This is a genomic window from uncultured Anaerobiospirillum sp., from assembly GCF_902485895.1.
Lineage (GTDB): Bacteria > Pseudomonadota > Gammaproteobacteria > Enterobacterales > Succinivibrionaceae > Anaerobiospirillum > Anaerobiospirillum succiniciproducens.
Genome location: NZ_CABTML010000067.1, coordinates 26,806 through 39,615, shown reverse-complemented (window position 1 = coordinate 39,615; position 12,810 = coordinate 26,806). Strand labels below are relative to the sequence as shown.

Genomic DNA, 12,810 nt, shown 5'->3' with positions numbered 1-12,810 from the left:
ACATTCATTCTCTTTTAGACTTTCAATATCAAGTAGCCTTAAAGCTACCCCTCAATATCGTACGTCACAAGGATACTTATCTAAACGATCCTTGTTAGAAAAATGTGAACCTAACCAGCTTATTGTTTTTTAGAAGCCGCGCTATTAGCAAGCTTCTTTAACTTATCTTTAGGTTCGGCCTTTGCACCGGTATTGTTAACTGATGCATTGCTCTTTGCTTGAGGAGTACTATCTGCCCCATCAGCAACGGCGGCTTTAGCTGCAAGGCGATCAGCTTTCTTTGCGCGCTTAGCGGCAAAATCAGGCTTGCCTTTATTCTTCTTATCGCGATGACGAATCTTCTTATGAGGCTTCTTCTCTTCTTTGGTCTTCTTATCAAAACCACCATTAGGAGAAGCACGACCGCGCTTTTTCTCACTTTGATGAGTTGCACCAACCTCTTCAAATGAAGCACAGAGTCCTTTAATCGCTCTACGCTCAATGCTTCGGTCGGTATAACGCTCGATACGCTCTAAGGTAGCAAACTCATCAGCCTTTACTAAGCTAATTACAGTACCCTTAGCGCCGGCTCGAGCTGTTCGGCCTGCACGGTGTACATAGATCTCGCCTTTTGATGGCAGATCAAAGTTGTACACATAAGCTACGTCATCAAGATCAAGACCGCGTGATGCAACGTCAGTGGCAAGGAGTAAATCTACCTCACCGTCACTGAAACGACGCAATGCAGCTTTTCTCTCATTTTGTGAGCTCTCACCTTTAAGACTTGCAAAGCTCATGCCTTGACGTGAAAGTAAGGAAGATAAGCGGCTGAGCGTGTCTTTCGTACGCACAAAGATAATAGATTTACCCTTGATCGTACTTAATAAGTGCAAGAGGATCTTAACCTTTTGAGAGTCATTAGCTGCATAGTAAGCACGTGACTGCAAGAGCTCTGGGAGCTTCTCAGTAAATTCCTCACCACCACCTACGACGATCTCAGATGGATTATTGAGCACATTGCGAGCAAAGTCTCTTACGCCAAAGCCCTCTAAGGTGGCTGAGAAGAGCATGGTTTGGAAACGACGCTCTAGACAACGGGTAATTGCAGCAATGTCATCTCTAAAGCCCATGTCGAGCATACGATCAGCCTCATCGATGACCAATAACTCGACATCGTCACTGTCAAACCACTCTTTGCGTAAGAACTCTTGCAGACGACCAGGGGTGGCACACACGATGGTCGGCATCGAAACTCGCTGAGCTGCACGATCTTCACCGCCAATAATGGTACCTACGCTGATCTCTTGAGTGATCTCGCCCTCGCCTGACTCAATGGCCTCATCTTGGAATGCTAAGAGTTCTTTAGCTACTTGAGCTACCTGCATAGCAAGCTCACGAGTCGGCTCAAGAATAATGCATTGCACACCTTTACGGGGACGCTGAGCAAGACGCGCAATCACAGGCAGTAAGAATGCAGCACTCTTACCGGTACCTGTTGGTGCACCTCCTAAAATGTCGACACCTTCCAAAGCCTTCGGAATGACGAGACTTTGTACATGAGTAGGCTGTTCCCAGCCCATCTTATCAATCGCTTCGAGCACAAAACCAGGAAGGGTAAACTCTTCAAACATCAGCATTTCCATTTACTTAAATAGGCACGCAATTGCATATTGATCGTGATACATACCTAAAGCTTAGACAAGGTATGTATCAAAACAAGGAATTTAGAGCAAATCATAAAACCATAACTTTAAAGATGGCTGATTTAAGCATAAATAAGCGCATATCCACCATCTTTAGACCAAGGTTCTATGTGTTAAACACCCTCACGGCCAGCACGGCCTGCGTGACACTCAATAATAATGTCCACCATCTTGCGACGACGTTCGGTGTCGGCTTCATTGATGCGATGGAACCAGCGGAATAACTCAAGATCGCTGGCATCGAGTAGATCTAAATAGTCATCTACTACGCTTGCATCCATCTTAGGCAGATCAATATCAACAAAAGGCAATAGCATCAGATCAAGCTCACGCATACCACGACGAGACTGCCACTTAATCTTGCCCCAGTTAATTTCGCTCATAATATAAAAATCCTTTTCCCAAGCCTTTTTCAGCAATAATTAATAAGGATGCTCTACTGCCTCCTATTTTCAACCAAATATCTTATTATGGTATACCAAAAGTCTATTTTTATCCTAAAAAAATTAGGCCCCCACCCACTACTCAACAGTGACAGATTTAGCCAAATTGCGAGGCTGGTCAACGTCACTACCTTTGATTAAGGCCACATGATAAGCCAACAGTTGTAGTGGAATAGTAAAGACTAAGGCACTGATAAAATCAGGAGAATGAGGCAAAGTAAAGACCTTAAGATGTTTATCATCAACTTCTAATTTTACTGTAGTATCAGTAAAGATATAAAGTTTGCCGCCTCTTGCGCTAACCTCTTGGATATTGGAAATCAGTTTAGGCAACAGCTGATTGTCAGGAGCTACGACAATTACAGGCATATGACTATCAATTAGCGCTATTGGGCCATGTTTTAACTCACCTGAGGCATAACCCTCAGCATGGATATAGCTAATTTCTTTAAGCTTGAGTGCACCCTCTAGAGCAATAGGATACATCATGCCTCTGCCTAAAAATAAACTATGATCTAAAGAGACAAAATCTTGAGCTAAGGTCTCAATAACCTTATCAAGCTTTAAGACTTCACTAATTAGATTAGGAATACTCTTAAGATCTGCAATTAAGCTTTGAGCTTGTTCTTTATCAATATGATTATGAGCCCGACCTAAAGCAATAGTAAGTAAATTAAAGCATAGCAATTGGGTAGTAAAAGCTTTAGTAGAAGCCACGCCAATTTCAGTGCCTGCACGAGTTAATAAACTATAGTCACTCTCTCTTACTAAAGAGCTATTAGCTACGTTACAAATACATAATGAAGCAAGATAGTTTTGTGTTTTAGCAAGCTTTAAAGCAGCTAAAGTATCAGCAGTTTCACCAGATTGTGAAATGGTCACAAAGAGACTGTTGCTAGGCACAATGGTCTTTTTGTAGCGATACTCAGATGCTATAGAAACATTAACGCTAATTTCAGCATATTGCTCTATTAAATACTTACCTACTAAGGCGGCGTGATAAGAAGTGCCGCAGGCAACAATCTCTAAATGATCAATGTCCTTTAATAGCTCGGTAAAAGAGCACTTAACCTTATCGTGGTTAGCAATAAAGCTATCTTCATCAATATCACTATCCTTAAGCCTACCCATCATAGTATTAACTAAGGCATCGGTTTGCTCAAATATTTCCTTTTGCATGTAGTGCTTATAAGGGCCTTTACCTAACAACTCACTACTATGTTCTAGGCTATTAACCTCACGGGTCACGGCCTTATCATGGCTATCAAAAAGCTGATAATCATTACGTCCTACTATGCCTCTATCGCCGTCTTCTAAGTAAATAAAGCGAGAGGTAACACTAGTGAGAGCTAAAACATCAGAGGCAACAAAGTTTTCACCAATGCCCAGACCCAACACTAAAGGTGAACCTTCTTTAGCAATATAAATATGGTCATGGTCATTATCAAAAATTACTGCTATAGCATAAGAGCCTTTAACCAAGGATAAGGCACAAGATAGAGCTTGATAGTTTAATTGCTCTAAAGAAAGCTCTCCTTGAGCACCGTGTTTTTCCTGTTTTTGGTAACAACTATCAATTAAAGCAGCTAATACCTCAGTATCAGTAGAACTCTTAAAGCTATAGCCACTATTATGTAATTGCGCTTTTAGCTCTTGGTAGTTTTCAATAATACCGTTGTGAACTAAAGTTACAGCTCCCACCTGATGAGGGTGAGCATTCTCTACACTAGGACGACCATGAGTAGCCCAGCGGGTATGAGCAATACCTATCTTGCCATTTTGCTTTTGCTCTTTGACCAAATTCTCTAAAGCACTAACTTTACCAGGGCTTTTAATAATCACCATACAATCATCATCACACATACAGATGCCTGATGAGTCATAGCCTCTATACTCTAAAGACTTAAGCCCATAAATTAAGATTTCGGCAATAGGACGCAAAGCAACAGCGCCCACAATTCCACACATACATTATCCTTAGTAATATCTGTAAAGCTTAAAAAGCCTTACAACCACACACATACACACTCAAAAAAATCTTAAATGAGTTCCAAGACAATAAACAGCCCTACCATGTTACCATGCAAGCATTGTGCACCCGCCATGGCACTGCACCAGCGCCCGCTATGGCCCCGTACATGCGTACGCTATAGCGGTGTCTTTGCACCGCCATCAGGCAGCTTCTTTTCTTTTATACAATCCATTTTGTTTAGGCAGGGGTGAATAAAGAAAAAGCTAAGAGCACTTTAATGCCCTTAGCTTTTAATTATTGTTTAATTTTGGCGCTAGCTGTTAACAACTAAACAGCAATAGGAGCCTTGATGACTGGATATGGGTCGTAATCGACTAGCTCAAAATCCTCAAACTTATAGTCAAAAATACTATCTGGCTTACGCTTGATTAACATTTTTGGTAAAGCACGTGGAGTACGTGACAGCTGCTCTTTGGCCTGCTCAAAATGGTTGGAGTACAGGTGAGTATCACCACCAGTCCACACAAACTCACCAGGCTTGAGACCACATTGCTGAGCGATCATCATGCACAGTAAGGAGTATGAGGCGATGTTGAAAGGCACACCTAAGAAAAAGTCACAGCTGCGCTGATAGAGCATGCAGCTTAAACGATCATTGGCCACATAGAACTGGAACAGTAAGTGGCATGGAGGCAGTGCCATCTTATCTACGTCAGCTACGTTCCAAGCATTGACGATAAGACGACGGCTTTGTGGATTGTTCTTGATCTGCTCTACTACATTGGAGATCTGATCGATGATACGACCATCAGCACATTCCCAACGACGCCACTGCTTACCATATACAGGACCTAAATTGCCGTTTTCATCAGCCCACTCGTCCCAAATGGTGACCTTGTTGTCCTTTAAGAACTTGATGTTGGTATCACCACTTAAGAACCATAATAATTCATAAATGATGGAGCGTAAGTGAACCTTTTTGGTAGTCAGAAGTGGGAATGATTCAGACAGATCAAAACGCATCTGTGTACCGAAAATTGAACGAGTACCTACTCCGGTACGATCAGAACGATCTACACCCTCATCGAGGATCTTCTTCATTAAATCAAGATAGACCTGCATATTACATTATCCACACCCAAAGTGCGGCTCCTAACTAGCAAAACAGCAACTTTCTTAAGATCGAGCTTAGCTCGGCCTCAAGAACAAAAATCACCGAATATTAACACAGACATTATCCTATCGCACAATCAGCGCAATATTATCGTAGTTAAGCTAAACCAAGACAAAAGATCCGGCGTTAATAAGCTGCCGCATATATAAAAAATTAAGGCCGCAAAAGCGGCCTGTTAGTGCCGCTAAGATCTCTTAAACTTAGCGGCTCAGTCCGCTAAGATCTCTAAAGCTTAGCGGCTAAGTGGGCTTTTAGCAGCATATAATCGCTGCCTAATAGCCATAAATTATGGGTGTTTCAAAGCCTCAAATTATGGGTAATTTAAAGCCCCGTATGAAAATCAAGCAATACTAGTGATTGTCGGTCTTCTCACCGCTTTCAATAATGGCTTTAATTTCCTGTTGGTAAGATGACATGATCTTACCTAAGCCCTGATTTGCAGCATAGGCATCATACAGCGCACGGATAGACTTACCATCAGTAAGCTTGAGAGCCTCGGCTGCTAGCTTTTGCAGATCCTCACAGGATACACGACGCATGATGTACTTAATACGAGCAATAAATGAGTTATTCATGCTCAGTGAGGTGTAGCCAAGTGACAAGAGCAGTAAAGCAGACAGAGGATCACCAGCAGACTCACCACATACGGTAATTGGCTTATTGTGCTCTTTAGCCTTATCGACCAGACCCTTTAAGCAACGCACCACTGCAGGGTGGAAACAATCATAGAAACGAGCCACATTTGGATTAGCTCTATCTACTGCCAATAAGTACTGAATTAAGTCATTAGAGCCGATAGAGAAGAAGTCTACCTCTTGAGATAGCTCATCCATTAAGTAAGTAGTGGATGGAACTTCAATCATCACGCCAAATGGTGGCAGAGTAACCTCTTTGCCAGTCTTCTGTCGCAGCTCATTAGCAACCTCAATAATGGCACTCTTAACAAAGTGCACTTCTTCCATGCATGACACCATAGGAATCATGAGCTCTAAGTTGCCATACTTCTGATGAGCAAGCAGCATAGCGCGTAACTGAGTATGCAGAATATTTGGCATATCCACAGTGACACGTACACCACGCCAACCTAAAGCAGGGTTTGGCTCCTTGCTTTGCAAATATGGCAGACCCTTGTCTGAGCCAATATCTAAGGTACGCATACATACAGGCTTAGGAGCTGATTGCTCTAAAATACGTGAGTACCACTCATATTGCTGTTGCTCACCAGGGAAAGTGTCACACATCATGAAGGCAATTTCAGTACGGTAAAGACCGATGTTATCGCCAGCTTGCAGTGCCTCAGAACCATTCTGATTTAAGCCTGCATTTAAGCTTACAGTGACGTGCTGACCATCTAAGGTGTTAGCAGGCTCGGTTGCCTCTCTTGAGAAGAGATCCTGCTGCTCCTTGCTCTGACTTACGAGCTGTTTGAACTCACCGATCACTGACTCAGGTGGGTCAAGAATCACTTCACAGTTTCTACCATCAACGATCACGGTATGACCATCAAGATCATTGATGTTAACCTTAACGCCTAAGACAGAAGGAATACCAAAGTCACGGGCTAAGATAGAAGCGTGTGCTGAGGATACTTGTGAGGTTGCTACAAAACCTACGATCTTATCCTTTGGCAAGTCAGCAACCATGGCTGCAGGCATATTCTCCATAACGAGCACTACTTGCTCGTCAATGTCGAACTCACGATTACATGCGTGCACCAGACGTGAGACTAATACCTGACCAAAGTCTTTAATGTCGATGACCTTATCATCCTGACCTTGGATTAAAGCATCCTTCAGGCGACGCTCAATAACAAACTTAACTGCTGAGGTGGCTAAGTAATGGCCTTGCTCAATGCAGCTAATTACCTCATCAGAGAAAGTAGAGTCATCGAGGAGCTTGCCATAAGAGGCCATGTAACCAAATGCGGCATTGCTCTTTTCGCCCTCTTGCATCTTGAGAGTGGCCTTATCCATCTCAATTTGCATTTGGAAAAGAACTTGGGTGAACAGATCAACTTGTAGCGTTGAATCCTCAGTCTTTTGAATTTTTACATCATCAAGGGAGGTATCTGGCTGCCACACTAATGCTTTAGCAATGGCAATTTCGCCAGTGGAGCTAATACCCTTGATACGCTTAAGTTCGTCATCTTCTAAAGAGTGCTCTTCACGGCTTCTAGAGATGATGCTGCCCATTTGCGCAGCAAGAGTGACTAAAAAAGACTCCTCTTGCTCACCAAATTGCTGTCTGCTCTTACTTTGAATAATGAGCACACCAATGGTAGAACCCTGATCTAGAATAGGCACGCCTAAGAATGACTGATACTCGTCTTCACCAACATCAGGCAGGTACTTAAAGTTTGGATGACTTGGAGCATTTGCTAGGTTTAACACCTCGCCAGTAGTACCAACTACGCCCACTAAACCTTCATCAAAATGTAAGGTAGCCTTACCTACAGCAGACTGTGACAGACCGTCAGTCGCCATCAGACGATAGCGTTTGCGGAAGCTATCGAGAAGATAAATCGAACAGCAATCGGTCTCAGTAGTCAGGCGAATCTTATGTACCAGGATATCCATTGCCTTTTTAATATCCAGCTCGCCCGTTACTGCCTCAGTAATCTGACGCAATGCTTGTAAGAATATTCTTCCGTCCATACCTTAACTCCGCACGATGTTTATCTATCTGCTGCTCAAGCAGCATTGCGAGTTTGTCGCGCATTGATTAACAAGTTAAACATCAGATAGCTAAACGTTTACATACGTCTCTATCTTTATCAAACCAAACTCTAGACATGATAATTAAGTAAAGAGGTGGTTTCACTAGTTAATCTTATAATATGAAAGGTGCCGTGACTTAATAAGTGCTGATAATCTTAGATCAGATAGCTAAAATCACATGCCAAAGCCCACTAAAGTGTCATTAAAGCTTAATCACTCTACTAAGTCGCACTCGCTAACAAGAAGCGCTTAGCGACGACGCTTTGAGTGGGGTCGACTACGCCTTTCACCATGTTTATGAGGATGTAAATCAAGTCCTAAAGCTGCAGAGGCAAACTCTGTAAGAATGGCCCTGTATACATCGCGTTTGAATGTAACTACATTGCGTACTGGATACCAATAACTGACCCAACGCCAACCATCAAACTCTTGATGCGATGAGCTCGTGAAGTTGATTACATCATTAAGTTTTGATTCATCTTCTAAAGACAATAAGAACCAGCGCTGTTTTTGGCCTAAAAACTCATTGTCTTTATGAGCATCTAAAATTCGTTTAGGCAAACGGTAGCAATGATGATCTTTAGAAGTTTGAACAATCCAAACATCTTTTTTAGTTAGCCCAACTTCCTCGTAGAGCTCGCGATACATTGCCTCTTCTTCGGTTTCGTTATCCCTCACTCCTCCTTGAGGAAATTGATAGGAATTTTGCCGAATGCGCCGTGCCCATAGCACCTGACCTTTGCGATTAAAGATCACCATGCCCACATTGGGTCTGAAACCGTCTTGATCCATCATCGCAAAAAAGCCTCATACAATAGCGCCGCACTCTACGTATAAACACTCAAACACTCTTTTCGAGCACAAGATAAGCGTTCTATCTCATGCACCTGAGTAGCTGTTACTCAACTATTTTAAAGCGCTTACAAGCGTAAAAATGAGGCGTTAAACACCTTTGACAAAGATGCACAAAAACGTCTTGAAGCCGCCTCCTGCATTGTTTTGTCAAGCAATTATTATCCCATAAGGCGTAAACTATGTTTATGGTATGCATCGCAAAATCGAACATTACTCATTACATAAGCTCTGAGTTTTTACCTAAAAACATGCAAAAATCGCAAAAATGCCACAAATTCAGCTAAAAACTGCCTCAAACCCCAATAATCCCTAGCTCCCACACCAACAGGCCTTTACCACAATAGACAATACATAATCATACAAAGAAGCAGGATAATACTCATGCTCCTGTCATGCTAAAAGCAAGACATACTCTCTTAATTGGTTTAGACTGTTGAGCTCACATTGAGGAAGACTAGATCATGAGTAATGCAGCGATTTTACAGCCACAGCATTTGAGCGAAAGTAAAAGTGCACCTAAGTACCGTAAAGAGCTCAATAGCTTACTCAAACTTAGTCAACCTAAAACTCGCGCCGATCTCATTAAACGCCTTGATCTCATCACGGGCCGCTCTCTTAGTGAGCTTGCCTTTCTCTCCGGAGTAGATTCTCCTTATAACAACCGTGCTGGAAAAGGCTTTGCAGGTCAACTTACAGAGATCTTCTTAGGAGCTGATGCTGGCACCCTCTCAGAGCCTGATTTTACTAATCTTGGTATCGAGCTTAAGACACTGCCAGTAGGCTTTGATCTCATGCCTGCTCAAAGCACGTTCTTGTGCATGGCAGATCTCAATCCTGAGCGTTTCATACCTTTTGAGCAATCTCACCTTTACCACAAACTGCGCCATATGCTCTTTGTGATCCTTTTAGCTCCAAAGGGAGCCAAGATCACCGAAAGACGCATCTTAGGCTACTTCTTTTTCAAGCCTGATACTCAAACACTTGAGCTCTTTGAACAAGATTACAATGAGTTTAACGAGCTCATTTTGAATGCATCGGCACGTGAAATTGATGGCAGCGCTGGCAATGTCATTCAGATGCGACCAAAAGCAGCTGCATCGAGTGAATACATCAAAGTGCGCGATGTTTCTGGCAACTTTACTACTACCTATCCTCGTGCATACTACTTAAGACCATGGTTCACTAAAAAGCTAATGCAAGACTTTATGAGCATGAATAAGATAGATGATCTCGCTCTATCACAACTTGGCAAGCTCAAGAGTGCATTTGGCATAGATCCTAGCGATCTTGAAGCAGCATTAGCCGCAGATGATGATCCTCTAGAACTACAAGATAGCCAAACAAGTAAGCATACTCAAGCCTCGACCATCGATACAGTCTCTAATCATGAGATCGAAGATCTCTAGTAAGAGCGAGTCCAACTTCAGAAGTTTACTAATCAACGGCTATAGCGCCTCATCAATACGTATTGCCGTATTACAACTGCAATATGCTTAGCTAGCTTGCTCTTAAGATATGTTTAGCTATAGCCACGCACCTGACACCCTCGTTTAACCCTAGGCTTAACCCTCAGTTAGCACGCTTTGTAAAGACTAGGAACCCTACCTACTTACCCTTATAAAGTTGATATATATCACATTTTCAAGTTAAAGCACCCTCTGTATCGTTTACTTACACCCTCATAATAACCCTCATGCCACCCTATCATAACCCAAGGCCTTGGGTACTAAATTAGGAAAAGATCACGCCATTTTTGTCACTTAATTGTGCAACGTCATCAAGATCTTAGAAAATTTTAAGATTTCACAGATATAACTACTTATTTACGCGATTGTTATCTAACCCGCATACAACGTGGCAAGAGGGTGTCTTATAGGGTGGCACCACCCTCCTAAAATTAACAAATCCGCAAATTTAAGCAATAGATCTATGCATGCAAGTTACCTATAATAGCCCTTATGCATAATCTTTGTTCGTACTTAAAATTTACCAAAGTACTTTTTGCATAGGGTGTTCAGAGGGTGTTCACACGTGGGTGAGACCCACCTTATACAACCCTCAATACGCACTGTCTAAGCTAATTAACATATTGGAAAAGATAAGGCGTGACATAGGCTTTATGTAGGATCACCACCTACCTATACAGGTCAAAGCATCTTCGTAAAGAGCGATCTCAAAAGCAGATACACCTGATTAACTTGTGAACAAAGACGTTTAGTTAAGACAAGCTTACCTTCGCTTGTCTAAGACAGCATCAACATCAAAACTTAGCTATCAAATGTTGTAATCAGATCTGCCAAGCACTTTTATTGCTGCCAACAGATCTGCAATCACTATTATTGGTGCCAACAGATCAGCCAAAGCACTTTTTGCCATCAGATCTGGCCAAGCACGTTTTATCTATAACAGTGGCGATCGTTTGAGTAACACCATAATGATTGCAACTTGATAACTAAGCACAAAAGATTTCACTGCTCAGTGGCAGCACAATTCACTAACTTGCTGCCACATTATGACCACAAGATTGCTAATGCAGCCCCTATCAGTTTACGCACCTAAGAGATGTGCACTGATTGCTAACGACTGCAATGCAACAACTGTAATAGAGGATATTTGCATGAGTATTGCCAAGAGCCCAACCAAGGACGGCAAGAAGATCACCATTACTTTCTACATCAAGAAAGAAGCTGCTGCAGGCGCTGACAAGATCTTCTTAATCTGCGAGCATAATGGCTGGGAGCCAGTTGCTATGAAGCCACAGAAGAACGGCACCTTCAGAGGCTCAATCACCGTTCCTACTGATATTCAGCCAAGCTATCAATACCGTTTTAAGTACATCATGAACGACGGTGAAGTTAAGTTCGACAACGACTGGGATGCTGAGTCATACTGCCGCAACGACTTTGGTACTGAAAACTCAGTATTCACCGTTCAGCAAAAGTAATCGCTCTTGTAGCTACACTAATTTTAATTAAAAGGCCACACCTTAACTATGTGGCCTTTTTAATTTTCCATCCCAAGCACATAATCTGATTCCTCTACCCAATAGCAGCATGCATCTGTTATAGAGCCCGTCTCAAACCTCCCTTTTACCCCTTTCTTTGGTGCATAATTACTCCATGACCTACATTCTTCTTTTTTAGGGGAGTGTCTGGGAGTGTCCAGTCTCTTACCGACATCCCTTAATTTTATTTAACGAGCAGCATATAGCCTTACAGAGGGGTATGTGAACGGCGATTTTTCATTCTAAGTGCTAAATACAAACAATACATATGGTCTATATGCCAATAATTTTAAGTTCGAAGTCAAATATTTTTAGATCTAGATCAAAGTTCACAAATGGCATGTATATGGGCATCATGTACTATTAGAGTATGATTATATATTTCTGATAAGGACAAAAAACCAAACTTTTTTCATAAAAGTGTTGACAGCTCATAGCCCATTCCATATAATGTGCTCATTCAATCGCGGGGTGGAGCAGCTCGGTAGCTCGTCGGGCTCATAACCCGAAGGTCGTAGGTTCAAATCCTGCCCCCGCAACCAACTAAGTGAGTTGGTCTAGACTGCTCCGAGATGACCGCAATTAGCCAGCTTTATGCTGGTTTTTTTGTTTTTGGGCATTTCAAAATTTTTCAAAGACCAGCTTCAGGCTGGTTTTTTTGTATCTACCGATCCGATCTACCGCCATCAAATTCTTATCTTCTTTCTCTCACTCATTTTTTCTACCAATTTAGACCTCTTGCTATTAAGAACATCATGCTCATTTTGGCATTACTTTTGTTGTTACTATAGTTATTAGCTATACAGCAAGAATCCGCATGTATATTGGCTTTGAGTAAATTTAAAACTTGATGTTGAAAACAAGAAAATGAGAAATCATATCATGAACAGAGAGAAAATTGTCATCTTATACATCTAAATTTACCATTTTGTTTTAGTTTTCTAGCCAGCTTCATAATTCACA

The 12,810-nt window shown here is 42.0% G+C and carries 8 protein-coding genes and 1 tRNA gene; 3 read left to right on the top strand and 6 right to left on the bottom strand.

Features of this window, described 5'->3' with window-relative positions; genetic code table 11:
* Nucleotides 1–119 precede the first annotated feature (119 nt).
* From RDO37_RS05310 to RDO37_RS05285, 6 genes are all read right to left on the bottom strand, one after another.
* Nucleotides 120–1,610, bottom strand: a complete 1,491-nt coding sequence (locus RDO37_RS05310; protein ID WP_308498356.1) for a DEAD/DEAH box helicase — start codon at nucleotides 1,608–1,610, stop codon at nucleotides 120–122.
* Between the two features lie 185 nt (nucleotides 1,611–1,795).
* Nucleotides 1,796–2,065: a succinate dehydrogenase assembly factor 2 gene (locus tag RDO37_RS05305; protein ID WP_044121322.1), complete on the bottom strand. Its 270-nt coding sequence runs from the start codon at nucleotides 2,063–2,065 to the stop codon at nucleotides 1,796–1,798.
* Nucleotides 2,066–2,203: 138 nt separating this feature from the next.
* Nucleotides 2,204–4,093 carry a glutamine--fructose-6-phosphate transaminase (isomerizing) gene (glmS, locus tag RDO37_RS05300; RefSeq protein WP_308498355.1) on the bottom strand — a complete coding sequence of 630 codons (1,890 nt, stop codon included), beginning with the start codon at nucleotides 4,091–4,093 and terminating at the stop codon, nucleotides 2,204–2,206.
* A 331-nt stretch (nucleotides 4,094–4,424) separates the two neighbouring features.
* On the bottom strand, nucleotides 4,425–5,219 hold the full coding sequence (gene thyA / locus RDO37_RS05295; RefSeq protein WP_273325254.1) for a thymidylate synthase: 795 nt from the start codon (nucleotides 5,217–5,219) through the stop codon (nucleotides 4,425–4,427).
* A 402-nt stretch (nucleotides 5,220–5,621) separates the two neighbouring features.
* Nucleotides 5,622–7,925, bottom strand: coding sequence for a phosphoenolpyruvate--protein phosphotransferase (ptsP, locus tag RDO37_RS05290; RefSeq protein WP_044121323.1), 2,304 nt, complete (start codon nucleotides 7,923–7,925; stop codon nucleotides 5,622–5,624).
* Nucleotides 7,926–8,237: 312 nt separating this feature from the next.
* Complete coding sequence (locus tag RDO37_RS05285) at nucleotides 8,238–8,783, bottom strand: RNA pyrophosphohydrolase (protein WP_308498354.1); 546 nt, start codon at nucleotides 8,781–8,783, stop codon at nucleotides 8,238–8,240.
* Between the two features lie 521 nt (nucleotides 8,784–9,304).
* Here RDO37_RS05285 and RDO37_RS05280 point away from each other — a divergent pair.
* The 3 genes from RDO37_RS05280 (at nucleotide 9,305) to RDO37_RS05270 (ending at nucleotide 12,389) form a co-directional block, all read left to right on the top strand.
* Complete coding sequence (locus tag RDO37_RS05280) at nucleotides 9,305–10,249, top strand: MutH/Sau3AI family endonuclease (RefSeq protein WP_308498353.1); 945 nt, start codon at nucleotides 9,305–9,307, stop codon at nucleotides 10,247–10,249.
* A gap of 1,211 nt (nucleotides 10,250–11,460) precedes the next feature.
* The gene (locus tag RDO37_RS05275; protein WP_027939112.1) at nucleotides 11,461–11,787 is read left to right on the top strand and encodes an isoamylase early set domain-containing protein; all 327 of its coding nucleotides are present in this window, start codon (nucleotides 11,461–11,463) and stop codon (nucleotides 11,785–11,787) included.
* Between the two features lie 525 nt (nucleotides 11,788–12,312).
* Nucleotides 12,313–12,389 (top strand) — tRNA-Met (locus RDO37_RS05270).
* The last annotated feature ends 421 nt before the right edge of the window (nucleotides 12,390–12,810 follow it).

Bases quoted from the DNA above. Each gene is read 5' to 3' on its own strand.
- glmS (WP_308498355.1), bottom strand. From the start codon at position 4,093: ATGTGTGGAATTGTGGGCGCTGTTGCTTTGCGTCCTATTGCCGAAATC.
- ptsP (WP_044121323.1), bottom strand. From the start codon at position 7,925: ATGGACGGAAGAATATTCTTACAAGCATTGCGTCAGATTACTGAGGCA.
- RDO37_RS05275 (WP_027939112.1), top strand. From the start codon at position 11,461: ATGAGTATTGCCAAGAGCCCAACCAAGGACGGCAAGAAGATCACCATT.
- thyA (WP_273325254.1), bottom strand. From the start codon at position 5,219: ATGCAGGTCTATCTTGATTTAATGAAGAAGATCCTCGATGAGGGTGTA.
- RDO37_RS05280 (WP_308498353.1), top strand. From the start codon at position 9,305: ATGAGTAATGCAGCGATTTTACAGCCACAGCATTTGAGCGAAAGTAAA.
- RDO37_RS05305 (WP_044121322.1), bottom strand. From the start codon at position 2,065: ATGAGCGAAATTAACTGGGGCAAGATTAAGTGGCAGTCTCGTCGTGGT.
- RDO37_RS05310 (WP_308498356.1), bottom strand. From the start codon at position 1,610: ATGTTTGAAGAGTTTACCCTTCCTGGTTTTGTGCTCGAAGCGATTGAT.
- RDO37_RS05285 (WP_308498354.1), bottom strand. From the start codon at position 8,783: ATGATGGATCAAGACGGTTTCAGACCCAATGTGGGCATGGTGATCTTT.